We start from the raw sequence: 25,991 nt of genomic DNA, 5'->3' as shown, positions 1-25,991 counted from the left end.
GGGCAGATGGATGCTCCCGGCGTGCTTCACGTATACAATCAGTTTTTTCCTACCCGTCGTTCTGCGAAGGATTTTCCGGATGTTGTCGCGCCTCTCCGTCGTCACCTGCTGCCTGTCTCTCGCCGCCCTGTGCGCGGCCGGCCCTGCGGCAGCGCTGCAGTTACCGTTGCCACCACCGGGTGAAGACATCGTGGGGCAGGTCCAGGTGATCAAGGCCAAGTACGAAGATACCTTCGCCGACCTGGGCACCACCTACGACCTGGGTTATTCGGAGATGGTCGCGGCCAACCCGGGTGTGGATGCGTGGCTGCCGGGCGCCGGCACCGAGATCGTGTTGCCGACGCGCTTCATCCTGCCGCCCGGTCCGCGCGAAGGCATCGTGATCAACCTGGCGGAATACCGGCTCTACTACTATCCCAAGGGGCAGAACGTCGTCTACACCTTCCCGCTGGGGATTGGTCGTGAGGGCTGGGGTTCGCCCATCGCCCATACCAGCATCATCGCGAAGACGCCGAACCCGACCTGGACCCCGCCTGCATCGATCAAGGCCGAGCACGCCGCCAATGGCGATCCGTTGCCCAACGTAGTGCCTGCCGGTCCGAACAACCCGCTGGGGCCATTCAAGTTCACCCTGGGCACGCCGGGTTACCTGATCCACGGCTCCAACATGAAATTTGGTATTGGCACGCGGACCAGCCACGGCTGCTTCCGCATGTTCAACAACAACGTGCTGGAAATGGCCGGCATGGTGCCGGTGGGTACGTCGGTGCGCATCATCAACGATGCCTACAAGTTCGGCAGCAGCGGCGGCAAGGTTTTTCTGGAAGCGCACACGCCGTTGAATGATGACGGCACGCCGTCGGTGGTCGATAAGCACACGGCGGTGATCAACGCCTTGCTCAAGCGTGAAGACCTGGCCAATAACCTGCGGGTGAACTGGGATCAGGTGCGTGATGTGGTCGCCGCGGAAGATGGCTTGCCGACTGAAATTGGTGTGCCCGGTGGCGCGCCGATTGCCGCCAGCGCGCCGATCGACTTGCAGCAGTAAACCTGCCGGATCGAAAGCCCGCCACGGCCTTGCGCTGCGGCGGGCTTTTTTATTGCCTGGGGTTCAGTGCCGAATCCCGGGCAATAAAAAAGCCGACCCATAAATGGATCGGCTTGATAACAACCCCGAGGGATTATTACTTGCGGCTAGCTTTTTCAAGCATGCGCAGAGCGCGCTCGTTAGCTTCGTCAGCAGTCTGTTGTGCTTTTTGAGCAGCAGCCAGAGCTTCATCAGCTTTACGGTAGGCTTCGTCTGCACGAGCCTGGGAGCGAGCTGCTGCGTCTTCAGTTGCAGTCAGACGAGCTTCGGTTTCTTTGGAGACGCTGCTGCAACCGGTAGCCAGAACTGCGGCCAGAGCCAGAGCAGAGAATTTCAGAACGTTGTTCATCGTGTTCCCCTTCAAGGACTTTCTATTAAATAGCTACTTGCCCAGAGTGAGCAAAAGCCGGCGTACATACTACCCATTACTTGTAGTAAGTAAACTGACGTAGCGCAAGAAGCAAAAAAAATTCTCGCGCCGAATCTATTTTGGCTAATCTTTTGAAGGTTTGTATAAAAACCGTTCAATTTTTTTCAATCGGATGTGCATTGGATCCCGTCTGAAAGCTACGGCCCGCATGCGTCGGGCTGGGTATATGGCTAGACATTTATATATCGGCACCTGCTCTTTTGTTCAGCTTGCCGTTACGCCGTCTCGCATCTTTTACGCATGTAGAGGTGACTTTAAGAGCGCCTGTTCGTCTCAAGCTTCAACTGCCGGCAATGTTCTGGCTATCGATCACCGGTTGATCGATGGCTTTTCTATAACCGCCAGCGGTGGGGGATGATGAGTGCGCCTTGAGCAATTTCAGGATTGGTGCCTACTATTCCCTACGTGCTGGTTGTGAGCGCTAGAGGTTTCTCGTTGTCGAAACCGGCACGGGGTGGCGTAGATGTTCCTTCGCCGGAAAAACATCGGTAAGGTAGGGGTCGAAATCCAAGACCCGCGAGGAGTAGTGATGAGCGAGGCGTTGTCCATCCACCATGACCAGGCTGGTCATCAGTTCGAGACCAATGTGGACGGTCATCGTGCCTACCTGACCTACATGGACCTCGGGAAGCAGACCCTGGACATCTATCGGACCTTCGTGCCCAACGCACTGCGCGGCCGGGGTATTGCAGCGGCGCTGACCGAGGAAGCCCTGAAGTTTGCCGAAGAGTCCGGCTACACGGTGATCCCGTCCTGCTCCTATGTCGAACGCTACATGGAGCGCCACCAGCGCCATGCGGCGAAGCTGTAAGGCATGAAACAGCACCATGAAAAACGCCGGGCTTAGCCCGGCGTTTTTGTGTGCGCAGTGCGGGTTCAGGTGCGTTTGCGTTTCGGCAACACGTCCTTGAGCTTGGCATGCATGCTGCGCAGGGTGTTTTCGGTGGCCGCCCAGTCGATGCAGGCATCGGTGATCGACACGCCGTACTGCAAGTCGGCCAGGTCTTTTGGAATGGCCTGGCAACCCCAGTTCAAGTGGCTCTCGACCATCAGGCCGATGATCGACTGGTTGCCTTCCAGGATCTGGTTGGCGACGTTTTCCATCACCAGCGGCTGCAGCGCCGGGTCCTTGTTGGAGTTGGCGTGGCTGCAATCGACCATGATGTTCGGCTTGATCTTGGACTTGTTCAGCGCCTGTTCGCACAGGGCAACGCTGACCGAGTCATAGTTGGGCTTGCCGTTGCCGCCACGCAGGACCACGTGACCGTAGGCGTTGCCTTTGGTGGTGACGATGGACACGCCACCTTCCTGGTTGATCCCCAGGAAACGGTGCGGGCTGGAAACCGATTGCAGCGCGTTGATCGCCACGGTCAGGCCGCCGTCGGTGCCGTTCTTGAAGCCCACGGCCGACGATAGGCCGGACGCCATCTCGCGGTGGGTCTGGGATTCGGTGGTGCGTGCGCCAATGGCCGACCAGCTGATCAGGTCCTGCAGGTACTGCGGGGAGATCGGGTCCAGGGCTTCGGTGGCGGTGGGCAGGCCCATTTCAGCCAGGTCCAGCAGCAGCTGACGGCCGATGTGCAAGCCGTCCTGGATCTTGAACGAGTCGTCCAGGTACGGGTCGTTGATCAAGCCTTTCCAGCCGACGGTGGTACGCGGTTTCTCGAAGTAGACGCGCATCACCAGGTACAGGGTGTCGGACACCTCCGCCGCCAGCACCTTGAGGCGCTCGGCGTACTCGTGGGCCGCCTTGAGGTCGTGGATCGAGCAAGGCCCGATGACGACGAAGAGGCGATGGTCGGTGCCGTCGAGAATCTCACGGATGACTTCGCGGCCCTTGGTGACGGTCTGCAGGGCAGCGTCGCTCAGGGGGATTTCGCGCTTGAGCTGATCGGGCGTGATCAGGGTCTCGTTGGATTCGACGTTTAGGTCATTGATCGGTAAATCAGCCATCGTTTACTCGTCAGGGTCACGGGTGCCGGCCGCCAGCCATCCCCGTGCGGCGGAGCACAGCATGATTTGAATGCAGGGGGGAGGAACCTTAGCGCGTAACACGGGCCCGCGACAATGGGCAAAGCCCGCTTTAATCCAGTGCTGGCGCCGCAAAGGCCTCATGGGAGAACTCGACGGCATGGCGCGACACCCACTCGCGCGCCAGGGCTTCGAATTGTTCGGGCGTCGGTTCGGCGTCTTCGTGCTGGCGGCAATAGCGCTCTATCCGGCATGCTTGCTCACCCATCCGCGCACCGAACAGGGCATGCTCATCGGTAAACGCGATGCCGATGCGATAGCCGTCCGCGACCTTGCGGCACCATGCCACGTAGCCCGGATAACGCGCGCTGGGCCCCAGGGAGGGAATGTGCAGGTCAACCGCCGTACCCTGGCGCCAGGCGCGCGGCCACTGGCAGGCGATGCCGCCCAGGCCGATCGTGAGCAGGCGTTGACGGGGAATGGCGGGGGAGGGACGTTGTGTTAACTCGACAGCGACATCATCAGGGTGAGGTAAAAAACGACCCATGTACACGGACTCCGAGCACCGTCCTGTTGACGGCGGCAGCAGCAGTATAGTGAAGGAACTGGAATTGACCGACCTGGATATTGACCAGCAATTGCTGGGATTGCCAGGCCTTTCTCTGCTGGTCTTCACCAGCGTAGGCTGTTCCAGTTGCCGTTGGGCACGCCAGCAGTTACCCGCTTGGTCACTGCCGGTGGACCGCGTGTGCTGGGTGGACGCCGGCCACAACGGTGGCGCGGTTGAACGCTACCAGATCTTTCATTTGCCGGCGTTGTTCCTGGTGTGCGAGGGTCAGTTTCTTGGGCAATTGCAGACGCGCCTTACAGCAGCTGACCTTGCCGACAGCATTAATCAAGCCCTTACTCGCCTTCCAGAGGATCTGCCATGACCGCACCATCGCCACGCATTGGCATCATCGGCACCGGCGCCATCGGTGGTTTCTACGGCGTGATGCTGGCGCGTGCCGGCTTCGACGTACACTTCCTGCTGCGCAGCGAGTATGCGGCGGTCAGCAAGCATGGCCTGCGTATCAATAGCAGCGTGCATGGCCCTATGCATCTGCACCCGGTGCAGGCCTATGCCAATGCTGCCGATATGCCGCCGTGTGATTGGTTGCTGGTGGGTACCAAGTCCACCGGCAATGTGGACCTGGCCCCGACCATCGCCCAGGTCGCGGCGCCGGACGCCAAGGTGGTGCTCCTGCAAAACGGCCTGGATGTCGAGGACAGCCTGCGCGAACACCTGCCGGCCTCGCTGCATCTGCTTGGCGGCTTGTGCTACATCGGCGTGCACCGCTCCGGGCCTGGCGTAGTCGAGCATCAGGCCCTGGGCCGGGTCAACCTGGGTTATCACAGCGGCACGGCGGCCAATGACGAAGCGCAGCAGCAGGCGATTGTCGAAGCCGGCGCGGCGTTGTTCCACCAGGCGGGCATCGAGTCCCAGGCCATGGCCAATGTGCATCAGGCGCGCTGGCACAAGCTGGTGTGGAACGTGCCGTACAACGGCCTTTCCGTGTTGTTGGGCACGGGGACGACGGCGATGATGGCCGATGAGTCCAGCCGCGAACTGATCCAGGCGCTGATGGCCGAAGTCGTGGCGGGCGCCCACGCCTGTGGCCATGAGATCCCTGCCAGCTACGCCGAGCAGATGTTTGCCATGACCGAAACCATGGACGATTACCTGCCGAGCATGTACCACGACCATGTCCACAAGCGCCCGCTGGAACTGGCCGCCATCTACGCGCGGCCATTAGCCGCTGCCAAGGCTGCCGGTTGCGAGCTGCCGCGGATGCAGGCGCTGTATCAGGCGTTGAGTTTTATTGATCGGCATAACCGCTGATTCGGGAGGCATACGATGGCAAAGGGATTGGGCGACAAACTGGTGCTGGCGATTTCCTCGCGCGCGCTGTTCGACCTGAGCGACAGCCACAAGGTCTACCTGGCCCAGGGTGTGGAGGCCTACCGCAAATACCAGATCGAGCACGAGGAGGAAGTCCTCGCGACCGGCGATGCGTTTGCGCTGGTCAAGAAGCTCCTGAGCCTCAACGCCAGCCTCGGGCGTGCCCGCGTCGAAGTGGTGCTGGTGTCGCGCAACAGTGCCGACACCGGCTTGCGCGTGTTCAATTCGATCCAGCACTACGGCTTGGATATTTCCCGCGCCGCGTTCGTTGGCGGGCGTAGTCCCTATCCTTATTTGGCGGCCTTCGGTTGCCATCTGTTTCTTTCAACCCATGCTGAAGATGTGCGCAGCGCCCTCGATGCCGGCTTTGCCGCGGCGACGATTTTGTCCGGCGGCCCGAACCGTGCGTGTAGCGACGAACTGCGCATCGCGTTCGACGGTGATGCGGTACTGTTTTCCGATGAGTCGGAGCGCGTGTACCAGGCCGGCGGGCTGGAGGCGTTCCAGGCCAGCGAGCGGGAGTCGGCGCGCCAGCCCTTGCACGGCGGTCCCTTCAAGGGCTTTTTGGCGGCACTGAATTTGTTGCAGCGCGAGTTCCCGCAGGAGGCGTGCCCGATCCGCACCGCGTTGGTCACCGCCCGTTCGGCGCCGTCCCACGAGCGGGTGATTCGCACGTTGCGTGAGTGGGATATCCGCCTGGATGAGTCGCTGTTCCTGGGTGGCCTGGAGAAATCCGCGTTCCTGGAAGCGTTTGCCGCCGATGTGTTTTTCGATGACCAGGCCGGTCATTGCGAGAAAGCCAGGGAGGTGGTGGCCACCGGGCATGTGCCCCATGGCATCAGCAATGAGGTAAGGGTTCAGTCCGAGAGCTAAGCCAGTCGCAGTCGTTGATGCGCTGCTAAGCTCATTCAATCTCCGCCATCCTGGCAGTCCAGGAGGTTCTATGATTCGTTCGATGTTGTACGCCACGGACCTGGGTCTGTACGCGCCTTATGTGATGCAGCATGCACTGGCGCTGGCGCGAACGTTCAAGGCGGACCTGTATGTGATTCATGTGGTCGAACCCATCGGGTTGTTCGCCGAATCGGTGTTGCAAAGCTACCTTGATGAGAAGGCCCTGAGTGAATGGCAGAGCCAGGGGCTGACCACGGTCATGGCGACCATCGAACAACGGGTACTGGACAGTTTTCGCGAAGAGTTGGGGGAGGGCGAGCAAGACCTCAAGCTGATCCGTTCGGTGCGGGTAATCCAGGGCGATCCGTGCGAGGTGATACTCGACCAGTTGCGTAGGCTGTCGGTCGATCTGGTGATCGTCGGCAGTCATAGCCATGCAACGGCGGCGGCCACACCGCTGGGACGCACCGCTGCACGGGTGCTGCAACTGTCTGCGGTGCCGGTTTACCTGGTGCCCTCGCTACAGCGTCGACGCAGTGACGACGCGTGATGGTAGAAAACGATAAAAAGTTCTAGATTTATCCGTCTAACCTTTAATATAGTTATATACCGTCGCTGATACCCGTGGCGTCTATCTGCTTTGAGGGATACATATGAAGCTTCAACAACTGCGCTACATCTGGGAAGTGGCGCACCACGACCTCAACGTTTCCGCTACGGCTCAAAGCCTTTACACCTCGCAACCTGGTATCAGCAAGCAGATCCGCCTGCTCGAAGACGAACTGGGCGTCGAAGTGTTCGCCCGCAGCGGCAAGCACCTCACCCGTGTGACCCCGGCCGGTGAGCGCATCATCACCACCGCTGGCGAGATCCTGCGTAAAGTCGAAAGCATCAAGCAGATCGCCCAGGAATTCTCCAACGAGAAAAAGGGCACGCTGTCCATCGCCACCACCCACACCCAGGCACGTTATGCACTGCCGCCGGTGATCCGCGACTTCATCAAGCAATACCCGGACGTGGCCCTGCACATGCACCAGGGTTCGCCGATGCAGATCGCCGAGATGGCCGCTGATGGCACCGTCGATTTCGCCATTGCCACCGAAGCCCTGGAGCTGTTCGGTGACCTGGTGATGATGCCGTGCTACCGCTGGAACCGTTGCGTGGTGGTGCCACAAGGTCACCCGCTGGCCAAGCTGCCGAAGCTGACCCTGGAAGCCCTGGCCGAATACCCGATCGTGACGTACGTGTTCGGTTTCACCGGCCGGTCCAAGCTCGACGAAGCCTTCAGCCACCGCGGCCTCACGCCGAAAGTGGTGTTCACCGCCGCCGACGCCGACGTGATCAAGACTTACGTGCGCCTGGGCCTGGGCGTGGGTATCGTCGCCAAGATGGCGGTGGACACCAACCTCGATAAAGACCTGGTGGTGCTCGACGCCAGCGAGCTGTTCGAATCCAGCGTGACCAAGATCGGCTTCCGTCGCGGCACTTTCCTGCGGGGTTTCATGTGCGACTTCATCGAGAAGTTCGCCCCGCACCTGACCCGCGAAGTCATGGCCAAGGCGATCCAGTGCCACAACAAGCAGGAACTGGAAGAGCTGTTTGAAGGCGTTGAACTGCCCGTCCACTGAGTGGCTTACTTGGCCTCGGTAACCGTAAAGTGTTGCCGGGCGCCTGCCACCAGAATCTCCACCTCATCACCTTCGAACTTGCCCAGCAGGCTTTTGCCCAGGGGCGAGCGCGGGGTGATGACGGTCACCGGTTGCCCCACCACATCCACCTTCAAGCCTGCGCCGTCCGGCGCGAGGAACAGCCACTGCTGGCGACCGTTCTCGTCTTCCAGGCCCAGTAGCGCGCCAATTTCTATACCCCGTTGATCATCGTAGGCCCGCAGTGGCAGGTTCTGGCACAGCGTCAGCGCCTGCTTGATCTCTTCGACGCGCTTGGCTTGCCCGGCCGCGAGGTAGGACGCTTCCAGCCCGAGGGTGTCGTACTTGTTCTCGGCGATATTCTCTTCGTGGGTCGCGGTTTCGTAGGCGGTTTGCGCAGCGCGTTGGGCGATGTCGAGATCGACGCTGAGCTTTTCCAGGATCAACAGGTGGACGGCGTGTTTATTCATGGTCATCAATCGCAGAATTGCAGGACATTGGCCCGGGTCTTTTCGTTGGGGGCGTTCTGGTCCTGTTGCAGCCAGAACTGGCATTTGGGGTTGGACAGGTTGCGCGCATTGTTGCGGGCCTGGTCCAGGGTTTGTTGCTGTTCCTGCTTGTGCAGGTTCTGTTGATACTGCTCGAACAGGCGGTTCGGCGGTTCCGGTGTCACCTCCACCGGCGTGCCCAGTTGCTGCACCGCCTGCGCCACTGGCGCCAGGCTTTGCGGGAATAGATAACGCGACGCCAGCCAGGCGGTCAGCGCAATGGCGACAAACCCCAGCCATACGCCAAACGCGATGGCGGCACTGAGTTTGAACAACGACAACGGACGATCAGACATGGCGGCCTCCTGGCAGGCATTTGCGGCGTGGCGGCGATTGTCGCACAGCCACCGTGCAGAATAATCGCGATCAAGTCTTCTGCATCGGCGCATTTATACGGACAATCGAGCCTTTAAGTGTTGGAGCCCGGAATGAAAGCCCGCTGGGATATTTTTTGCAGCGTCGTCGACAACTACGGCGACATCGGCGTGACCTGGCGCCTGGCCCGGCAATTGGTGGCAGAGCATGGCTGTGACGTGCGCCTGTGGGTTGATGACCTGCGCGCGTTCGAGCGCATGTGCCCGGAGATCGACGTACAACTGGGCCAGCAATCGCAGGCCGGCGTCGACGTGTGCCACTGGCCGGCCGAGTGGCAGGGCGCGGCAGCGGCGGATGTGGTGATTGCCGCATTCGCTTGCCAGCTGCCGCCTGACTATATGGACGCCATGGCCGCGCGCGAACGCCCGCCGTTGTGGATGAACCTGGATTACCTGAGCGCCGAGGATTGGGTCGTGGGCTGTCACCGCTTGCCCTCGGTGAAGTTCAAGGGCGTGCAGAAGTACTTCTTCTTTCCCGGTTTCCGTGCGGGTACAGGCGGGCTGTTGCGCGAGGCCGGGCTGCTTGAGCAGCGTCGGGCGTTTCAGCAGGATGCCGCCGCGCAGCAAAAATTCTTGCAAACCCTGGGCGTATTTCCGGCGACGTCTGCGCGGCTGATCTCGCTGTTTGCCTACGAAAACGCCGGGCTCGCTGCTTGGCTGGACGTGTTATCGACGGACGGGCGTACCACCCATCTATTGGTGCCGGAAGGGCGCATCCTCGGTGATGTGCAGCGTTGGCTGGGTGTCGAGGGGCTTGCGGTGGGCGACGTGCATCAGCGCGGTGCCCTGACGGTGCAGGTGCTGCCGTTTGTGCGCCAGGACCAATATGACCGCCTGCTGTGGTGCTGTGAGTTCAATGCGGTGCGCGGCGAAGACTCCTTCGTGCGGGCGCAATGGGCCGGCCGGCCGCTGTTGTGGCACATCTACCGGCAGGACGAAGACATTCACCTCGACAAGCTCGACGCGTTCCTGGCGCTGTACACCGCCGCCTTGTCACCGGCGGCGCGGGCGGCCCTGATCACGCTGTGGCAAGCCTGGAACACGCAGGGCGATATGGCGCAACCGTGGAAAATGCTCATGGAGCACTGGCCGGAGATCAACCAGCACGCCGAATCCTGGTGTCTGGAACAGGCCTTGCAGGCCGATCTTGCGACGGCGCTGGTACAGTTTTATGAAAGTTGGATATGATACGCCACCTTGAATTTTGTAAATCCCATCCAAATTTCGGATATATGCAATGAAAACTGGTAAAGAACTGAAACCCGGTACAGTGATCCGTCTCGAAAACGACCCTTGGCTGGTTCAGAAAGCTGAGTTCACCAAGTCTGGTCGTAACAGCGCAATCATGAAGACCAAGCTGAAGAACCTGCTGACCGGTTACAAGACCGAGATCGTCTACAGCGCCGACGACAAACTGGACGACGTGATCCTCGACCGCAAAGAAGCGACCCTGTCCTTCATCAGCGGCGACACCTACACGTTCATGGACACCACTGACTACACCATGTACGAGCTGAACGCTGAAGACATCGAAGCCGTTCTGCCGTTCGTTGAAGAAGGCATGGAAGACATCTGCGAAGCTATCTTCTTCGAAGACCGTCTGGTTTCCGTAGAGCTGCCGACCACCATCGTGCGTCAGGTTGACTACACCGAAGGTTCCGCTCGCGGCGACACTTCGGGCAAGGTGATGAAGCCTGCCAAACTGAAAAACGGTACCGAGCTGGCTGTTGCAGATTTCATCGAAATCGGCGACATGATCGAGATCGACACCCGTGAAGGTGGTTCGTACAAAGGTCGCGCCAAGAAGTAATTCTGGCCCCGCCGCTACGAAAAAAACCCGACTTAGCGTCGGGTTTTTTATGGGCGTCTGTTTATCAGACCGTGACGTGCAGGCGCACATCCACATTGCCGCGCGTGGCGTTGGAGTACGGGCACACCTGGTGGGCCGCGTCGACCAGGCTTTGCGCATCGTCCTGATCCAGGCCCGGCAGGCTGATGTGCAGGTCGATGTCCAAGCCAAAACCACCGGGGATTTGACCGATGCCGACGTGGGCAGTGATCGAAGCGTCATCCGGGATCTTGCGTTTGGTCTGGCTGGCGACGAATTTCAGCGCGCCAATAAAGCAGGCCGAGTAGCCGGCGGCGAACAGTTGCTCAGGGTTGGTGGCCTGGCCACCGGCACCGCCCAATTCCTTGGGGGTGGAGAGTTTGACGTCGAGGATGTTGTCGCTGGAAACCGCACGACCATCACGGCCGCCGGTGGCGGTAGCTACTGCGGTGTAGAGAGTTTGCATGGTGTCGTCCTCTGGGTGTGTAGCGCTAAATGTTTGCGCGCTAAGTAGTTGGTGAGGCGAATGTATAGCGCTAATGTTTTGCGCGCAAGATAAATTTGCAAATTATTTCCCTCGCGATCTTTTTGCCACACCACAAAATCAAATGTGGGAGCTGGCTTGCCTGCGATAGCGGTGTGTCAGTCGATAGGTTTTTGACTGATCTACCGCTATCGCGGGCAAGCCCGCTCCCACATTGATTGCTCCCACACTTCAGGTTTCTGTGGTAGGTCTACTGTGTCAGACGCTGGCTTGCAGGTTGCTGCGCAACGCAATCAAATCAGCTTGCAGCTTGCGCAGCTGTTCCAGCTCCAGGCCGCTGGCACCCAGGATGCACTGCGGAATGCCCATGGCTTTCTCCTGCAGGGCGCGCCCGGCGGCGGTCAGTTCCACCACCACCACCCGCTCATCCTCACGGCTGCGCGTGCGGCTCAGCAGGCCTTCAGCTTCCAGGCGCTTGAGCAGCGGGGTGAGTGAGCCCGGGTCCGTCAGCAGGCGGCTGCTGATTTCGCCGACGGTCAAGCCGTCTTCTTCCCACAGGACCATCATGGCCAGGTATTGCGGATAGGTCAGGCCAAGGGCTTGCAGCAGCGGCTTGTAGACCTTGGTCATCAGCAGCGACGTGGAGTGCAGGGCGAAGCACAGCTGGTTGTCCAGCATCAGGGATTCGCACGGGGCGGGATTTTTGCTCATGGGGTACCTCGCAAAGCATCTATGGGCTGGAATCTAGCGGGCAAATGTTTAAGGCGCCAGATAATTCTGTCCGGGCAGTCAGACCAAACCGCTCTGCAAGGCCAGATCCCAGGGCGGTACCGGGCTGAAACGGGTTTTCAGGTATTCCAGCAACAACCGGCTGCGGGCGTTGGGCTGTTGTTCCAGGCGCAGGGCGTAGATGCCGGTGGTCTCCGGGCTTGGCAGGCCGTCTTCGCAAAACAGCGGCACCAGTTCGCCGCGCACCAGGTATTCGCTGGCCAGCCACGTCGGCAAATGGGCGATGCCCAAGCCGGCCAAGGCGCCGGAGAGCAGGGCCTCGGCATTGTTGGCGCTCATGCGGATGCGCTGCGGGCGATAAGTGGCGCGGCGCCCGTCCAGCTCGAAACGCCAGGCGAACATCGGCGCCAGGCCATCCCAATCCAGGCCATCATGTTCATTCAGGTCGCGGGGATGGCGCGGTGTACCGCGGCTTTTCAAGTAGGCCGGGCTGGCGCAGGCGATGCGCACGATACTGGCCAGCGGCGTGGCAATCAGCCGTGTGTCGACGATATGCCCGGCCCGCAGCACCAGGTCAACCTTGCCCAGGTGCGCGCCCTGCATATCCACAAAGCTGTCGATCAGGTGCAGGTGCACGTCCAGCCCCGGATACACATTGAGGAAGTCGGCGATCACCGGCGCCAGGTGCCGGCGGCCAAACGCGGCTGGCGCATCCACCCGGATCAAGCCCTCCGGCGCATGGCTGAGGGACACCGCTTCGGCCCGCGCCAGCTGCAACTCGCTGACAATCCGCCGCGCCCGCTCGGCAAACGCCAGGCCCGCCGGGGTCGGCACCACGGCGTGGGTGCTGCGCTGGAACAGGCGACTGCCTACGGAATTTTCCAGGCTGTCGATACGCCGCGCCACCGCCGAGGGCGTCAGGGGATGACGGCGCGCGGCGGCGGAAAAGCTGCCGGTTTCCAGTACATCGAGAAACAGGCTCAATTGGTCGGTCAAGGTATTCGGGTTCATGGCAGGCGCTTATGCGAGATCGGCACAGCCATTGTGCGTTGCTGTGCGTTTCCGTGCTAGAGCGGACTGCGTAGCATGCAGGCCTTGGGATCGTGGAGTGGGCAGCTGTGTTGGATTTAGCGTTGTACCTGGTATTGGGCGTGGCCTTGGGCACGGTGGGCGGCTTGTTCGGCATCGGCGGCGGGCTGATTGCCATCCCGGTGCTGGGGGTGTTTTTCGGCCTGGACCAGCAGATCGCTCAAGGCACTGCCCTAGTGATGGTGGTGCCGAACGTGATGCTCGCGCTGTGGCGCTACCACCAGCGCAACCGTATTCAACTGCGCCATGCCCTGCCGTTGGGCAGCATGGGGTTCTGCTTTGCGTGGCTGGGCTCGATCTGGGCGGTGGGCCTGGATGCGGGCGCGATGCGTATCGGTTTTATCGCCTTCTTGGTGGCGCTGTCGGCCTACAACCTGTTGCGCATGTTCACACGTAATGCGCCGCCGACGGCCGAGATGCGCTACTCCTGGCCATGGCTTGGGGTGCTGGGCGCAGCCTCCGGTTCCATGGGCGGGTTGTTTGGCGTCGGTGGCGCGGTGGTGGCGACGCCCGTACTGACCAGCCTGTTCGGCACCACCCAAGTCGTCGCCCAAGGCCTGTCCCTGGCCCTGGCATTGCCCAGCACCGGCGTGACCCTGGTGACCTACGCCTGGCACCACGAAGTCGATTGGGTGATCGGCGTGCCCTTGGCGGTCGGCGGTTTGCTCAGCATCAGCTGGGGGGTGAAAGTCGCCCATGCCTTGCCGGAGCGGGTGCTGCGCGGGCTGTTCTGCGGCTTCCTGATCGCGTGTGCGGTGATGCTGACCTTCAAAGTCTGAAACCTTCGATGATGTAGTCGGCCAGGCATGCGGTGATGGGCGAGGCCATCAGCGGGTTGCGCAGCAAGTGCAGGTTCATCGACGGCAGTGCCGGGAAACCCTGGTCGCTCCCCAGCACGCGCAGGTCTTCGGTCACCAGGCTTTCCATGCTGACCATCACCGCCAGGCCGGCGTTGACCACCGCCTGGATCGCCGCGACATTGGAGCTGTGATAGGCCAGGCGATAGTCGCGGCCGATGGCATCCAGTGCCGAGCAGGCCCACTGGGTGTAGAGGCAGTCGGGGCCGGAAATCGCCAGCGGCAAGGCCGCATGTTCATCCACGCAGAAACACGGCGCCGCCGCCCACACCATGCGTTCGGTGCGCAGCAACTCGCCGACTTCCTTGGTGGGTTCGCGACTGATAACCGTCAAGGCCAGGTCGCGGCGTTGCATCAGCACCGTTGACGACTCGCAGTGCAGCTCGATCTGGATCAGCGGGTAGGCCTTGGAAAACTGCTTGAGAATCCCCGGCAGGAAGCGCATCACGTAGTCGTCCGGCGTGCCGATGCGCACCAGCCCGACCATATGCGGCTCGCGCAGGGTGTTGAACACCTCGCTGTGCAGTTTCAGGATGCGCCGCGCATAGCCCAGCAACACTTGCCCCTCGGGGGTCAGGCGCACCTGGCGGCCATCGCGTTCGAACAGCTTGCGCTGCAACACGTCCTCCTCCAGCCGCTTCATCTGCATGCTCACCGCCGATTGGGTGCGGTTGACCTGTTCGCCGGCGCGGGTAAAGCCGCCCTGGTCGGCGATGGCGACGAAGGTGCGCAGTACTTCGGTGTCGATGCTGGGGTAGCCTGACAATTGATCAATCTCTGAGATGTATTGCATAAGAAACATTCGTTGGATTGATCGTAAGCCGGACCACACACTTGTGCCATCCCCAAGGGAGGGCGAAAAGATGAAAGGTCAAAAAGGTTTTGTCGTGCTGGCGAAGCGGCCGTTTAGCGGCGTGCTGAATGCACTGGCTCGCTGGCAGGAGCGCCAGGTGTTGGCAGGTTTGAGCGATGACGCGCTGAAGGATATCGGGCTGCGCCGTGCGGATGTGGAGCGTGAGCGCCGTCTGCATGCCTGGCAAGATCCGCTGCGAAAATGAGCGCGGATGCAGTAGGGTGGTTGGCGCGCCCACACGGAGAGTCCCATGCCCGCCGACCTGTCCTTCTCACTTAAGCAAGCTCGCCGCATGGCGCTGGCGGCACAGGGTTTTTCCGGTCGCCAGGCGCCTGCACAGATCAAGGCCGCGCACCTCAATCGGGTGATCGAACGCCTGGGTGTGTTACAGATCGATTCGGTCAACGCGGTGGTGCGCTCGCACTACCTGCCGCTGTTTTCCCGCTTGGGCAACTACGCTCCGCAGATCCTGGAACAGGCCGCCTGGAGCCAGGGGCGGCGGCGCTCGCTGTTTGAATACTGGGGGCATGAGGCCTCGTTGCTGCCGATGGCGCTGTACCCGTTGATGCGCTGGCGCATGGAGCGGGCACGGCAAGGGCAGGGGATTTACGCGCAGATGGCGCGCTTCGGGCGTGAGCAGCAAGCGATCATCCAGCGCGTGCTGAACACCGTCGAAGAACAGGGCGCGGTGGGGGCGGGCAGCTTGTCCACCCGTGAGGAGCGCGCCGGGCCATGGTGGGACTGGAGTGAGGAAAAGCACGCGCTGGAATGGCTGTTCGCCGCAGGGCTGGTCACCGTGGCGGGTCGGCGCGGGTTTGAACGCCTCTATGACCTGCCGGAGCGGGTGATCCCGGGCGAAGTCTTGCAAGCCCGCGTAGGCGAAGCCGCAGCGCTGCGTGCCTTGTTGCTGCACAGTGCCACCGCCTTGGGGGTGGCTACGGAAAAGGACCTGCGCGATTACTTTCGCCTGGACCCCGCCGACAGCCGCACTCGCCTCGCGGAGCTGGTGGAAGATGGGCAACTGCTGGCGTGCCAGGTGCAAGGCTGGAAGCAGGCGGCGTACTGCCTGCCAGAGACAAAAGTGCCGCGCAAAGTGTCGGCCAGTGCATTGCTGTCACCGTTCGATTCGCTGGTCTGGGAGCGCAGTCGCACCGAGCGGCTGTTCGATTTCCGTTATCGGCTGGAGATCTACACCCCGCAGGAGAAGCGGGTATACGGCTACTACGTGCTGCCGTTTTTGCACAATGAGCGGATCGCCGCGCGGGTTGATCTGCGGGCCGAGCGCGCGAATGGCTGCCTGGCGGTGCATGCGGTGCATGAGGAAGAGCCGGGGCTGGATGAGGAGGGGATGGTGGCGTTGGCGCTGAATTTGCGGCAGATGGCGGATTGGTTGGGGTTGGCGCGGGTGCAGTTGAATTGTCAGCGGGCGAGTGCGGTGCGGTTGAGGGTGGCAATGATCGGTATGGGTGTCGGCCTCTAGGGCCTCATCGCGGGCAAGCCCGCTCCCACCATTGATCGTGTTCACAAATCAAAATGTGGGAGCGGGCTTGCCCGCGATGGCGTCAGTGCAGGCAGCCTGAATCTCAGCGCTTGACCTGCTTCAAGGTCTCGGCAATCAAAAACGCCAACTCCAGCGACTGGTCCGCATTCATCCGTGGATCACAGTGGGTGTGATAACGGTCCGACAATCCATCTTCGGTAATCGGCCGCGCACCGCCGATGCACTCGGTGACATTCTGCCCGGTCATCTCGATATGAATCCCGCCGGCATAACTGCCTTCCGCCTGGTGCACCTGGAAGAACTCCTTCACTTCGCCGAGGATCTGCGCAAAGTCGCGGGTCTTGTAGCCGCTGCTGGCCTTGATGGTGTTGCCGTGCATCGGGTCGGAACTCCAGAGCACCTGCTTGCCCTCGCGCTGTACAGCGCGGATGAGGTTGGGCAGGTGGTCGCTGACCTTGCCAGCGCCCATGCGCGCGATCAGGTTGAGGCGGCCGGGGTCGTTGCTTGGGTTGAGAATGTCGATCAGACGGATCAGGTCGTCGGGGTTCATGCTTGGGCCGACCTTGACGCCGATCGGGTTGTTCACGCCGCGCAGGAATTCGACGTGGGCGCCGTCCAGCTGGCGGGTGCGGTCGCCGATCCACAGCATGTGCGCCGAGCAATCGTAGTAGTCGTTGGTCAGGCTGTCGCGGCGCACGAAGGCTTGCTCGTAGTTCAGCAGCAGCGCTTCGTGGGCGGTGAAGAAGCTGGTTTCGCGCAGTTGCGGCGAGCTGTCCATGCCACAGGCGCGCATAAAGGCCAGGGTTTCATCGATACGGTCGGCCAGTTGGCTGTACTTCTCGGCCAGGGCGGAGTTGGCGATGAAGTCCAGGTTCCACTTGTGCACCTGGTGCAGGTCGGCGAAACCGCCCTGGGCGAAGGCTCGCAGCAAGTTGAGGGTGGCGGTGGACTGGTGGTAGGACTGCAACAGGCGATCCGGGTCCGGCACGCGGCTTTTTTCATCGAAGCCGATGCCGTTGACGATGTCGCCACGGTAGGCGGGCAGGGTGATGCCGTCGATGGTTTCATCGTTGGCCGAACGCGGCTTGGCGAACTGGCCGGCCATGCGCCCGACTTTCACCACCGGGCAGCCGGCGGCGAAGGTCATCACGATGGCCATTTGCAGCAGCACCTTGAAGGTGTCGCGGATTTTCGCAGCGGAGAACTCCACAAAGCTCTCGGCGCAGTCACCGCCTTGCAACAGGAACGCGCGACCCTGGGTCACTTCGGCAAACTGACGGCGCAACTCGCGGGCTTCCCCGGCAAACACCAGCGGTGGGTAGCTGGCCAGGCTCTGCTCCACTTGCAGCAAGTGTGCAGCGTCCGGGTACTGGGGTTGTTGCTGGATCGGCAGGGCGCGCCAGCTGTCGGGGCTCCAGGGTTGGCTCATCTTGAACTCGATTGGCTGATTGACGGTCGGGCGCCAATGTTATCAGCAATTAGTGCGTGACCTGTTGCCGCCGGTTGGCCGACAATCGCGCCTTTGCCGTGCGGTAAACCCTTTAGGAGTAATGATGACCGAGGAGCGTGTCGAGCGCCTGTTGGCCGAAGTCCATGATGACTTCGGCATGATTCGTGTGCTCGAAGTGGCCGATTACCGTTTTCTCGAGTTTGGCGATGCCATCGAGCAAAGCTGTGTGTTCACTGCCGACCCGAGCTGGCTGGAGTACGACTACACCCGCGCGATGCTGATCGGTGCGTTGTGCCATGAGCAGCCGGAGAGCGCGCTGTTCCTTGGGCTCGGCGCCGGCACGCTGACCCAGGCGTGCCTGAAGTTCCTGCCACTGGAAGATGTCGAGGCCATCGAGCTGCGCCCGGATGTGCCGCGCCTGGCCATTGAGTACCTGGGGCTGGACGATGATCCGCGTCTGTACGTCCGCATCGGCGACGCCCTGCAATTGCTGGAGACCGCTGAGCCGGCCGATCTGATCTTTGTCGATCTGTATACGGATGTCGGTCCTGGCGTCGGGCACTTGGCCTGGAGCTTCCTGGAGAACTGCCAGAAGAAACTCAATCCCGGCGGCTGGCTGGTGATCAACCAGTGGGCTACCGACGACGGCAAGCCGTTGGGTGCGGCGTTGCTGCGCGGGTTGTATCACCGGCATTACTGGGAACTGCCGGTGAAGGAGGGCAATGTGATTTTGCTGGTGCCTTCGGAGTTGGATCAGGAGCTGGATATGCAAGCGTTGACGGCGCGTGCCGAGGCCTTGGCGCCGCGCTTGGGGTATTCGTTGCAGGCGTTGATCAAGGCTATCCGGCCGGCTACTTGATTGCCTGAACTGGCCCCTTCGCGGGCAAGCCCGCTCCCACAGGGGAATGCATTTCAACAGGGGAATGCAGTCCAAATGTGGGAGCGGGCTTGCCCGCGAAGGGGCCCTCACAGTCCACTCAAATTCCCTTGAACACCCCAGGCCGCTTCTCCACCATCGCCAGCACCCCTTCCTTGGCATCCTCGCTATTCAGCAGTTTATCCACCATCGGCTGTAATGCGGCGGCCGCCACGGTTTCGCCTTCCATCCGTGCCAAGCGCGCCGACATCAACGTCGCCTGCACCCCCAACGGCGCCTGCCGCGCAATGCGGTTGGCCAGCGCGATGGCGCGGGGCAGCAGGTCTTCACTGGCCATCACCTCCTGCACCAACCCCAGGCGCAGCGCCTCATGGGCATCGAACTCGTCACCGGTGAGCAGCCAGCGCATCGCGTTGCCCCAGCCGGCGATCTGATGAAAGCGCAACGTCGCGCCGCCAAACGGAAAGATCCCACGCTGCACTTCCATCTGCGCAAAGCGCGTGTTGCTCGCGCACAGGTTGATATCGGCTGCCAACATCAACTCGATCCCGATGGTCAGGCAGTAGCCCTGGGCCGCCACGATCACCGGTTTGCTGACCCTGGGGCCGGCGAACACGCCCCACGGATCGCAGCCGCCCAACGGCGGTTGCCAGCCACCGGCCATCACGCCGCTGACATTCGCCAGGTCGAGCCCGGCGGTGAAGTGCTCGCCGTGGGCAAATACCACGGCCACACGGGCTTCATCATTTCGATCAAATTCGCCATACGCCAGGCTCAGTTCGTTGAGCAAATCTAGGTCGAAAGCGTTGCGCTTGGCCACCCGGTCCAGGCCCAGCAGCAAGACATGGCCCTGTAATTCACGGCTGACGCGACTGCTGCTGGCTTGATTCATCGGGTGTGCCCTCGGGCGCGGGGGAGGTTTCAGACCAAAGGGTCGGAAGGGTTGGGTGAACCGTTTAAGCGTTATGACCAGCAGGGCCGGGCCTTTGAAAAATAGACCCTGTGGCCGTTATCTGCAAAGACTGTGACGCAGCGCGGTTTATCGGCGCTTTGCGATAAAAAAAGCTCCCTTTTTCAGGTATTTCCGGTATAGTGCGCGCCGGCCTTTAACCGGGCCGCGTTTAGGTAGCGCAATTCCCCGAAGTCAGCTTCGGCTGCACGTCCGCACAGCGGACTCTTCCTTGACGAATCTTTTTTCTTTCATTCGTTTTCGCAAATCCCCGCCGACAAAGCAGCCAGGGCGACTCTTGAGTCTCAACACGGCATGCGCAGCTTTGGAGCATGGGTCTTTGCGGATGCACTTAGAGGCAGACCCATGACCCAGGAAACCGGCGGCTTCGCCGCTTTTAATCTTAACCCGAACATTCTTGCTGCCGTCATCGCGACTGGCTACGAAGAACCTTCGGCGATTCAGCAGCAATCGATCCCGATCATCATGGCCGGCAAAGACATGATTGGCCAGGCGCAAACCGGTACCGGTAAAACCGCCGCGTTCGCCCTGCCTATCCTGCACTGCATCGATCCTGCCAAGCGCGAGCCGCAAGCCCTGATCCTGGCGCCAACCCGTGAGTTGGCGCTGCAAGTAGCAACCGCTTTCGAAACCTACGCCAAGCAAATGCCAGGTGTAACCGTTGTGGCCGTTTACGGCGGCGCGCCTATGGGCCCACAACTGAAAGCAATCCGTAATGGCGCACAGATCGTTGTCGCCACGCCGGGCCGTCTGTGCGACCACCTGCGTCGTGACGAGAAAGTGCTGTCGACCGTGAACCACCTGGTTCTCGACGAAGCTGACGAAATGTTGAAGCTGGGCTTCATGGATGACCTGGAAGTCATCTTCAAGGCACTGCCACCGACCCGTCAGACGGTACTGTTCTCGGCGACCCTGCCACAGTCGATCCGTGCCATTGCCGAACGTCACCTGCGTGACCCAGAGCACGTCAAGATCCAGACCAAGACTCAGACCGTTACCGCGATCGAACAGGCTCACCTGTTGGTTCACGCTGACCAGAAGACCTCGGCTGTATTGAGCCTGCTGGAAGTCGAAGACTTCGACGCCCTGATCATGTTCGTGCGCACCAAGCAAGCGACCCTGGACCTGGCCAGTGCCCTGGAAGCCAAAGGCTACAAAGCCGCTGCGCTGAACGGTGACATCGCCCAGAACCAACGTGAGCGCGTGATCGACTCCCTCAAGGATGGCCGTCTGGACATCGTTGTAGCGACCGACGTTGCCGCTCGTGGCCTCGACGTTCCACGTATCACCCACGTGTTCAACGTTGACATGCCATACGATCCAGAGTCCTACGTTCACCGTATCGGCCGTACCGGCCGTGCCGGTCGCGAAGGTCGTGCACTGCTGCTGGTGACTCCACGTGAGCGCCGCATGCTGCAAGTGATCGAGCGTGTAACCGGTCAGAAAGTTGCTGAAGTCCGCCTGCCGGATGCTCAAGCAGTTCTGGATGCGCGCATCAAGAAACTGACCAACAGCCTGTCGCCACTGGTGGCTGACGCTGAATCGACCCACGGCGACCTGCTGGACCGCCTGACCGCCGATATCGGTTGCACCCCACGTGCCCTGGCTGCCGCCCTGCTGCGCAAAGCAACCAACGGTCAAGCCCTGACCCTGGCTGCGATCGAGAAAGAACGCCCACTGGTTCCGAACAACGCGCCACGCGGTGATCGTCCAGAGCGTACTGGCGACCGTCCAGACCGTGGTGATCGTGAGCGTCGTGCTCCGGTTCCTTTGGCTGAAGGCCGCGCTCGTTGCCGTACCGCGCTGGGCGCGCGTGATGGTATTGCTGCCAAGAACCTGCTGGGCGCTATCCTCAACGAGGGTGGCCTGGCACGTGAAGCCATCGGTCGCATCCAGGTTCGTGACAGCTTCTCCCTGGTGGAGCTGCCGGAAGACGGTCTGGAAAAACTGCTGGCCAAGCTGAAAGACACACGCGTTGCCGGTAAGCAGCTGAAGCTGCGTCGCTACCGCGAAGATTGATCCGCCCCTGGGCTGATTGATCGCACATAAAAAATCCCCGACTGGTTCGGGGATTTTTTTTGCCTGCTCAATCTAGGGTCAGCCCCAATCAGTGTGGGAGCTGGCTTGCCTGCGATAGCGGTGGTTCAGTCAGCACATTGGTCACTGTTACACCGCCATCGCAGGCAAGTCAGCTCCCACAGAGAGGCGCACGTTTTCCTTCAGCCGAATCGATAGATGTCCATCCCCAAGGCGCCCATGGTGAAGCCTTGGTGCGCGATGCTGAAATCCCCACCGGCACCACGCGCAAAGTACAGCGGCAACAGGTGCTCGTCGCTGGGATGGCTGCGCACGGCATGCGGTGCTTGGCGCCGATAATCATGCAGCGCGCTTTCATCATTGGCCGCCAGCTTGTCCACCACCCAATCACGGAAATCACGTGCCCATGGCTCGATGCTCTCCGGCCCGGCGTGCCAGTCAAGCTCGCCGAGGTTGTGGGTGATGCTGCCCGAACCGATGAGCAGCACGCCTTGCCCGCGCAGGCTGGCAAGCGCATGCCCGACCCGCGTCTGCAGGGCAGGGCCCATGCGGCTGGGCAGGGAAACCTGCACCACCGGGATATCCGCCGCCGGGTACATCAGCGACAGTGGCACCCAGGTACCATGGTCGAAGGGCCGACGCTCATCGATGCGCGCGTCCAGGCCGTCGGCGTGCAGCAACTCGACAATCTCGCCGGCCAGCTGTGGGTTGCCCGGTGCCGGGTATTGCACGGCAAACAATTCACGTGGGAAGCCACCGAAGTCGTGCCAGGTTTCCGGTGCGGCGCTGCCGCTGATCAGCAGTTCTTGGCTTTCCCAGTGCGCCGAAACCACCACGATCGCCTTTGGACGTGGCAGTTGCGCGGCCAGACGTTGCAAGGCCGGGCCACTGGCGCCGGGTTGCAGGGCGAGCATGGGCGAACCATGGGAGATAAACAGGCTAGGGAGCATAAGAAGGGTCCTGAGCGTTAATATGGGCCCATCTTCAATCAGATCATTGATCTAAATCTAATATAAGTTTTAGCGCTATTTGATCGAATTTTCGGGGTGATCCATGGAACCTAAGTTTTGGCAGGAGCGCTGGGCGCGCAATCAGATCGGCTTTCACTTGCCCGAGGTCAACCCTTATCTGCAACGGCACTGGCCGTCGCTGGCGGTAGGCGCCAAAGTGCTGGTGCCGTTGTGCGGCAAGAGCCTGGACCTGATGTGGCTGGCCAGCCAAGGCCTGCGGGTAGTGGGTGTGGAACTGTCGGAGCAGGCGGTCGAGGCGTTTTTCAGTGAGCAGAATCTGACGCCGCGCATCACCGAACGGGGTGTGTTCAAGGTGTATCAGGCGGATCTGATCGAGATCTGGTGCGGCGATTTCTTCGCGTTGGATGCCGAGGTGCTGGCCGATTGCGCGGCGCTTTATGATCGCGCCGCGTTGATTGCCTTGCCGCCGCTGATGCGGGCGCAGTACACCGATCATCTGAATGCGTGGCTGCCATCAGGTTGCCAAGGGTTGTTGGTGACCTTGGACTACGAGCAAGTGCAGAAGGCGGGGCCTCCGTTCGCGGTGACGGATGAAGAGGTGCAGCTGCTGCTAGGCGAGCACTGGGCGCTGCAGGTGCTGCTAGAGCAGGACATCCTGGGTGAGAGCTGGAAGTTTGTGCAGGACGGCGTGACGCGGCTTGAGGAGCGGGTGTATCAGTTGGCCAAGCGCTGAATCTGCTGGCGCCATCGCGGGCAAGCCCGCTCCCACAGGGGAGCGCATTTCAACAGGGGAATGCAGCTCGAATGTGGGAGCCGGGCTTGCCCGCGATGGCGATGTAAGCACCCACAAAAAAGGGGCGATCAGATCGCCCCTTTTTGTGTCACCCCTGGCCTGTCAGCCCCGACGACGCAGTGCGTCGATCCGCTCTTCCAGCGGCGGGTGGCTCATGAACATCCGAGCAAAACCTTGCTTGATGCCACCGTTGATGCCGAAGGCGGTCAGGCTGTCCGGCATATGCACCGGCAGGCCTTGTTCGGAGCGCAGGTGTTGCAGCGCTGCGATCATCGCCCCGGTACCGGCCAGGCGGGCACCGGCTTCGTCTGCCCGGAATTCCCGTTTGCGCGAGAACCACATGGTGATCGCACTGGCCAGGAAGCCCAGTACCAATTCGGCGAAGATGGTCGCCACGTAGTAGGCAATGCCGCGGCCTTCTTCGTTCTTGAAGATCACCTTGTCGACAAAGTTGCCGATGATCCGGGCGAAGAACATCACGAAGGTGTTCACCACGCCTTGCACCAGCGCCAGGGTGACCATGTCACCGTTGGCCACGTGGCCGATCTCGTGGGCCAGTACCGCCTTCACTTCGTCATACGAGAAGCGTTCCAGCATGCCCTGGCTCACTGCAACGAGCGCGTCGTTCTTGTTCCAGCCAGTGGCAAAGGCGTTGGCTTCATAAGCCGGGAAGATCCCGACCTCGGGCATCTTGATACCGGCCTCGCGGGACAATTGCTCGACGGTCTGCAGCAACCATTGCTCATGCCGGGTGCGTGGCTGGGTGATGACTTGGGTGCTGGTGCTCATTTTCGCCATCCACTTGGAGATGAACAGCGAGAACAGCGAACCGGCAAAACCAAAGACCGCACAGAAAACCAGCAGCTGATTGAGGTTCAGGTCAACCCCGTTGGCCGCCATGAACCCGTTGAAGCCAAAAAGGCTCAGGGTGATGCTGGCAATCAGCACGACCGCCAGGTTAGTGGCCAAGAACAGCAGGATGCGCATCATGGTTGTAGAGTTCTCCTCATGCTTAATATGTCGCGTACTGCGGGGTATATAAGGTGCGGCATGGGGCTATTCAACCGAGCGACTATTTCAAACTGTGTCCTACAGCTTGAATGTAGAGCCTTGAAGGGATTTTCCGACCCGCAAAACCGCTCGTGATCGTCGCACCCATGCCTTCGCGTCCCGTAATTATAGGGGGCTTGCCGATCCTTGGCAGGCAGTGACAGGGGAAGGGGAGCAAAAGGCAGAGAAGTGTTGCCAGATACTCGCTGTACGACCGATTGTCGGTCGCACAGCGCCATTGTCGTTACTGGCGATAGGACTTCAGGAAATTGCCGATGCGACCGATGGCCATGTCCAGGTCATCCACACGCGGCAACGTCACCACGCGGAAGTGATCCGGCCACGGCCAGTTGAAGGCGGTGCCCTGGACCACCAGCAGCTTTTCCGACAACAGCAGGTCGAGCACGAACTTCTCGTCGTTGAAGATCGGGCAGACTTTCGGGTCGATCCGTGGGAACGCGTACAGCGCGCCCATGGGTTTCACGCAGCTGACGCCGGGGATCGCGTTGAGCAGCTCCCAGGTACGGTTGCGCTGCTCCAGCAGGCGGCCTTGAGGCAGGACCAGGTCGTTGATGCTCTGGTAGCCGCCAAGGGCGGTCTGGATGGCGTGCTGGCTCGGCACGTTGGCACACAGGCGCATGTTGGCCAGCATGTCGATGCCTTCGATGTAGCTCTGGGCATTGTGCTTGGGCCCGGAAATGGCGATCCAGCCGGAGCGGAAACCCGCCACGCGGTAGGACTTGGACAGGCCGTTGAAGGTCAGGCACAGCAGGTCCGGCGCCAGGGAGGCGGTGCACACGTGCACGGCGTCGTCGTAGAGGATCTTGTCGTAGATCTCGTCGGAGAACACCACCAGATTGTGCTGGCGCGCCAGTTCCAGCATGCCCAGCAGGACTTCCTTGGAGTACACGGCACCGGTCGGATTGTTCGGGTTGATGATCACCAGGGCCTTGGTGTTCGGTGTGATCTTGGCCTTGATGTCGGCCAGGTCCGGGAACCAGTCGGCGCCTTCGTCACACAGGTAATGTACCGGGTGGCCACCAGCCAGGGTCACGGCGGCGGTCCACAGCGGGTAGTCCGGCGCCGGCACCAGCACTTCGTCGCCGTTGTTGAGCAGGGCCTGCATGGACATCACGATCAGCTCGGACACGCCATTGCCCAGGTAGATGTCTTCGATGCCGACGCCTTCCACCTGCTTTTGCTGGTAGTACTGCATCACCGCCTTGCGCGCGCTGAACAAGCCCTTGGAGTCACTGTAGCCCTGGGCGGTCGGCAGGTTGCGGATCACGTCCTGGAGGATTTCGTCCGGCGCTTCGAAACCAAAGGGCGCCGGGTTGCCGATGTTCAGCTTGAGGATGCGATGGCCTTCCTCTTCCAGGCGCTTGGCGTGCTTGAGCACTGGGCCGCGAATGTCGTAGCAGACGTTGGCGAGCTTGTTCGATTTGCTGACCTGCATGGCGATGTGATCCTGAAAATGAACGATCCAGAAGGTAGGGGCACTACCGTACTGTGAATCCTGCGGGGCCCGCACCCATAAATACGTTTGAATGCCGGTAGCGCGGGTGCCAGACTGGCGTTTTGAAGAGGCGCAATCATACGTGCCACCTGAT

General features: G+C 61.1%; 29 protein-coding genes. 15 read left to right on the top strand and 14 right to left on the bottom strand.

Annotated elements, in window-relative coordinates:
• Positions 1-79: 79 nt before the first annotated feature.
• Positions 80-1,048 (top strand): L,D-transpeptidase family protein, encoded by a 969-nt coding sequence (locus tag B348_RS0101645; protein WP_017734425.1) that lies wholly within the window; start codon positions 80-82, stop codon positions 1,046-1,048.
• A gap of 136 nt (positions 1,049-1,184) precedes the next feature.
• Here the strand turns inward: B348_RS0101645 and oprI are convergent, their stop codons facing one another.
• The gene (gene oprI, locus B348_RS0101640) at positions 1,185-1,436 is read right to left on the bottom strand and encodes an outer membrane lipoprotei OprI (RefSeq protein WP_003172710.1); all 252 of its coding nucleotides are present in this window, start codon (positions 1,434-1,436) and stop codon (positions 1,185-1,187) included.
• A gap of 610 nt (positions 1,437-2,046) precedes the next feature.
• On the opposite strand from oprI, the gene B348_RS0101635 reads away from it, so the two are divergent.
• Positions 2,047-2,328, top strand: a complete 282-nt coding sequence (locus tag B348_RS0101635) for a GNAT family N-acetyltransferase (protein WP_003233387.1) — start codon at positions 2,047-2,049, stop codon at positions 2,326-2,328.
• Between the two features lie 65 nt (positions 2,329-2,393).
• On the opposite strand, the gene B348_RS0101630 is transcribed toward B348_RS0101635, so the two are convergent.
• Both B348_RS0101630 and B348_RS0101625 read right to left on the bottom strand, forming a co-directional pair.
• The gene (locus B348_RS0101630) at positions 2,394-3,470 is read right to left on the bottom strand and encodes a 3-deoxy-7-phosphoheptulonate synthase (protein WP_017734424.1); all 1,077 of its coding nucleotides are present in this window, start codon (positions 3,468-3,470) and stop codon (positions 2,394-2,396) included.
• Between the two features lie 130 nt (positions 3,471-3,600).
• Positions 3,601-4,035: a PilZ domain-containing protein gene (locus B348_RS0101625; protein WP_017734423.1), complete on the bottom strand. Its 435-nt coding sequence runs from the start codon at positions 4,033-4,035 to the stop codon at positions 3,601-3,603.
• Here B348_RS0101625 and B348_RS0101620 point away from each other — a divergent pair.
• The 5 genes from B348_RS0101620 to cysB all read left to right on the top strand — a co-directional run bounded on the left by B348_RS0101620 (position 4,034) and on the right by cysB (position 7,952).
• Positions 4,034-4,420, top strand: coding sequence for a hypothetical protein (locus tag B348_RS0101620; protein WP_017734422.1), 387 nt, complete (start codon positions 4,034-4,036; stop codon positions 4,418-4,420). The genes B348_RS0101625 and B348_RS0101620 overlap by 2 nt on opposite strands.
• Positions 4,417-5,370 carry a putative 2-dehydropantoate 2-reductase gene (locus B348_RS0101615; protein ID WP_017734421.1) on the top strand — a complete coding sequence of 318 codons (954 nt, stop codon included), beginning with the start codon at positions 4,417-4,419 and terminating at the stop codon, positions 5,368-5,370. Before B348_RS0101620 ends, B348_RS0101615 begins: the two co-directional genes overlap by 4 nt.
• 15 nt (positions 5,371-5,385) lie before the next feature.
• Entirely contained in the window at positions 5,386-6,303 is a 918-nt protein-coding gene (locus tag B348_RS0101610; RefSeq protein WP_017734420.1) for a 5'-nucleotidase, read from the top strand.
• Positions 6,304-6,373: 70 nt separating this feature from the next.
• Complete coding sequence (locus B348_RS0101605) at positions 6,374-6,874, top strand: universal stress protein (protein ID WP_017734419.1); 501 nt, start codon at positions 6,374-6,376, stop codon at positions 6,872-6,874.
• Between the two features lie 103 nt (positions 6,875-6,977).
• The gene (gene cysB / locus B348_RS0101600; RefSeq protein ID WP_017734418.1) at positions 6,978-7,952 is read left to right on the top strand and encodes an HTH-type transcriptional regulator CysB; all 975 of its coding nucleotides are present in this window, start codon (positions 6,978-6,980) and stop codon (positions 7,950-7,952) included.
• Between the two features lie 5 nt (positions 7,953-7,957).
• On the opposite strand, the gene B348_RS0101595 is transcribed toward cysB, so the two are convergent.
• Both B348_RS0101595 and B348_RS0101590 read right to left on the bottom strand, forming a co-directional pair.
• The gene (locus B348_RS0101595) at positions 7,958-8,440 is read right to left on the bottom strand and encodes a GreA/GreB family elongation factor (RefSeq protein ID WP_026136477.1); all 483 of its coding nucleotides are present in this window, start codon (positions 8,438-8,440) and stop codon (positions 7,958-7,960) included.
• A gap of 5 nt (positions 8,441-8,445) precedes the next feature.
• A complete protein-coding gene (locus B348_RS0101590) occupies positions 8,446-8,814 on the bottom strand; it encodes a hypothetical protein (RefSeq protein ID WP_017734416.1) in 369 nt (122 codons plus the stop codon).
• A gap of 132 nt (positions 8,815-8,946) precedes the next feature.
• On the opposite strand from B348_RS0101590, the gene earP reads away from it, so the two are divergent.
• Complete coding sequence (earP, locus tag B348_RS0101585; RefSeq protein WP_017734415.1) at positions 8,947-10,080, top strand: elongation factor P maturation arginine rhamnosyltransferase EarP; 1,134 nt, start codon at positions 8,947-8,949, stop codon at positions 10,078-10,080.
• Positions 10,081-10,129: 49 nt separating this feature from the next.
• Positions 10,130-10,702, top strand: coding sequence for an elongation factor P (locus tag B348_RS0101580; RefSeq protein WP_017734414.1), 573 nt, complete (start codon positions 10,130-10,132; stop codon positions 10,700-10,702).
• Between the two features lie 64 nt (positions 10,703-10,766).
• On the opposite strand, the gene B348_RS0101575 is transcribed toward B348_RS0101580, so the two are convergent.
• The 3 genes from B348_RS0101575 to B348_RS0101565 all read right to left on the bottom strand — a co-directional run bounded on the left by B348_RS0101575 (position 10,767) and on the right by B348_RS0101565 (position 12,944).
• Positions 10,767-11,186 (bottom strand): organic hydroperoxide resistance protein, encoded by a 420-nt coding sequence (locus B348_RS0101575; RefSeq protein WP_017734413.1) that lies wholly within the window; start codon positions 11,184-11,186, stop codon positions 10,767-10,769.
• A 276-nt stretch (positions 11,187-11,462) separates the two neighbouring features.
• Positions 11,463-11,915, bottom strand: coding sequence for a MarR family winged helix-turn-helix transcriptional regulator (locus tag B348_RS0101570; RefSeq protein WP_017734412.1), 453 nt, complete (start codon positions 11,913-11,915; stop codon positions 11,463-11,465).
• Positions 11,916-11,993: 78 nt separating this feature from the next.
• Positions 11,994-12,944, bottom strand: a complete 951-nt coding sequence (locus B348_RS0101565) for a LysR family transcriptional regulator (RefSeq protein ID WP_017734411.1) — start codon at positions 12,942-12,944, stop codon at positions 11,994-11,996.
• 107 nt (positions 12,945-13,051) lie between these two features.
• Here B348_RS0101565 and B348_RS0101560 point away from each other — a divergent pair, with 107 nt between their 5' ends.
• Complete coding sequence (locus B348_RS0101560; protein ID WP_026136476.1) at positions 13,052-13,801, top strand: sulfite exporter TauE/SafE family protein; 750 nt, start codon at positions 13,052-13,054, stop codon at positions 13,799-13,801.
• On the opposite strand, the gene B348_RS0101555 is transcribed toward B348_RS0101560, so the two are convergent.
• A complete protein-coding gene (locus B348_RS0101555) occupies positions 13,791-14,672 on the bottom strand; it encodes a LysR family transcriptional regulator (protein WP_017734409.1) in 882 nt (293 codons plus the stop codon). The two genes, B348_RS0101560 and B348_RS0101555, sit on opposite strands and share 11 nt — an antisense overlap.
• A gap of 70 nt (positions 14,673-14,742) precedes the next feature.
• On the opposite strand from B348_RS0101555, the gene B348_RS0101550 reads away from it, so the two are divergent.
• Positions 14,743-14,937 carry a DUF1127 domain-containing protein gene (locus B348_RS0101550; protein ID WP_017734408.1) on the top strand — a complete coding sequence of 65 codons (195 nt, stop codon included), beginning with the start codon at positions 14,743-14,745 and terminating at the stop codon, positions 14,935-14,937.
• A gap of 45 nt (positions 14,938-14,982) precedes the next feature.
• Positions 14,983-16,212, top strand: a complete 1,230-nt coding sequence (locus B348_RS0101545; protein WP_017734407.1) for a winged helix-turn-helix domain-containing protein — start codon at positions 14,983-14,985, stop codon at positions 16,210-16,212.
• A gap of 103 nt (positions 16,213-16,315) precedes the next feature.
• On the opposite strand, the gene B348_RS0101540 is transcribed toward B348_RS0101545, so the two are convergent.
• On the bottom strand, positions 16,316-17,662 hold the full coding sequence (locus B348_RS0101540; RefSeq protein WP_017734406.1) for a class II 3-deoxy-7-phosphoheptulonate synthase: 1,347 nt from the start codon (positions 17,660-17,662) through the stop codon (positions 16,316-16,318).
• Between the two features lie 124 nt (positions 17,663-17,786).
• Between B348_RS0101540 and B348_RS0101535 the strand changes: the two genes are divergently transcribed.
• Positions 17,787-18,542 carry a spermidine synthase gene (locus B348_RS0101535; RefSeq protein WP_017734405.1) on the top strand — a complete coding sequence of 252 codons (756 nt, stop codon included), beginning with the start codon at positions 17,787-17,789 and terminating at the stop codon, positions 18,540-18,542.
• A gap of 118 nt (positions 18,543-18,660) precedes the next feature.
• On the opposite strand, the gene B348_RS0101530 is transcribed toward B348_RS0101535, so the two are convergent.
• Positions 18,661-19,452: a crotonase/enoyl-CoA hydratase family protein gene (locus B348_RS0101530; RefSeq protein ID WP_017734404.1), complete on the bottom strand. Its 792-nt coding sequence runs from the start codon at positions 19,450-19,452 to the stop codon at positions 18,661-18,663.
• 423 nt (positions 19,453-19,875) lie between these two features.
• Here B348_RS0101530 and B348_RS0101525 point away from each other — a divergent pair, with 423 nt between their 5' ends.
• The gene (locus B348_RS0101525; protein WP_017734403.1) at positions 19,876-21,549 is read left to right on the top strand and encodes a DEAD/DEAH box helicase; all 1,674 of its coding nucleotides are present in this window, start codon (positions 19,876-19,878) and stop codon (positions 21,547-21,549) included.
• Between the two features lie 200 nt (positions 21,550-21,749).
• Here B348_RS0101525 and B348_RS0101520 read toward each other — a convergent pair whose 3' ends face one another.
• On the bottom strand, positions 21,750-22,517 hold the full coding sequence (locus B348_RS0101520) for a class III extradiol ring-cleavage dioxygenase (RefSeq protein WP_017734402.1): 768 nt from the start codon (positions 22,515-22,517) through the stop codon (positions 21,750-21,752).
• 103 nt (positions 22,518-22,620) lie between these two features.
• Here B348_RS0101520 and B348_RS0101515 point away from each other — a divergent pair, with 103 nt between their 5' ends.
• Entirely contained in the window at positions 22,621-23,271 is a 651-nt protein-coding gene (locus B348_RS0101515; protein ID WP_017734401.1) for a thiopurine S-methyltransferase, read from the top strand.
• 162 nt (positions 23,272-23,433) lie between these two features.
• On the opposite strand, the gene htpX is transcribed toward B348_RS0101515, so the two are convergent.
• Positions 23,434-24,321 (bottom strand): protease HtpX, encoded by an 888-nt coding sequence (gene htpX, locus B348_RS0101510; protein ID WP_017734400.1) that lies wholly within the window; start codon positions 24,319-24,321, stop codon positions 23,434-23,436.
• 304 nt (positions 24,322-24,625) lie between these two features.
• Positions 24,626-25,837 carry a pyridoxal phosphate-dependent aminotransferase gene (locus tag B348_RS0101505; protein ID WP_017734399.1) on the bottom strand — a complete coding sequence of 404 codons (1,212 nt, stop codon included), beginning with the start codon at positions 25,835-25,837 and terminating at the stop codon, positions 24,626-24,628.
• Positions 25,838-25,991 lie beyond the last annotated feature (154 nt).

Origin of the sequence: Pseudomonas sp. CBZ-4, from assembly GCF_000346755.1 — a bacterium.
In the GTDB taxonomy this organism is placed as follows: domain Bacteria; phylum Pseudomonadota; class Gammaproteobacteria; order Pseudomonadales; family Pseudomonadaceae; genus Aquipseudomonas.
Note: the sequence above shows the minus strand (reverse complement) of the source record. Positions and strands in the feature narration are given on the sequence as shown.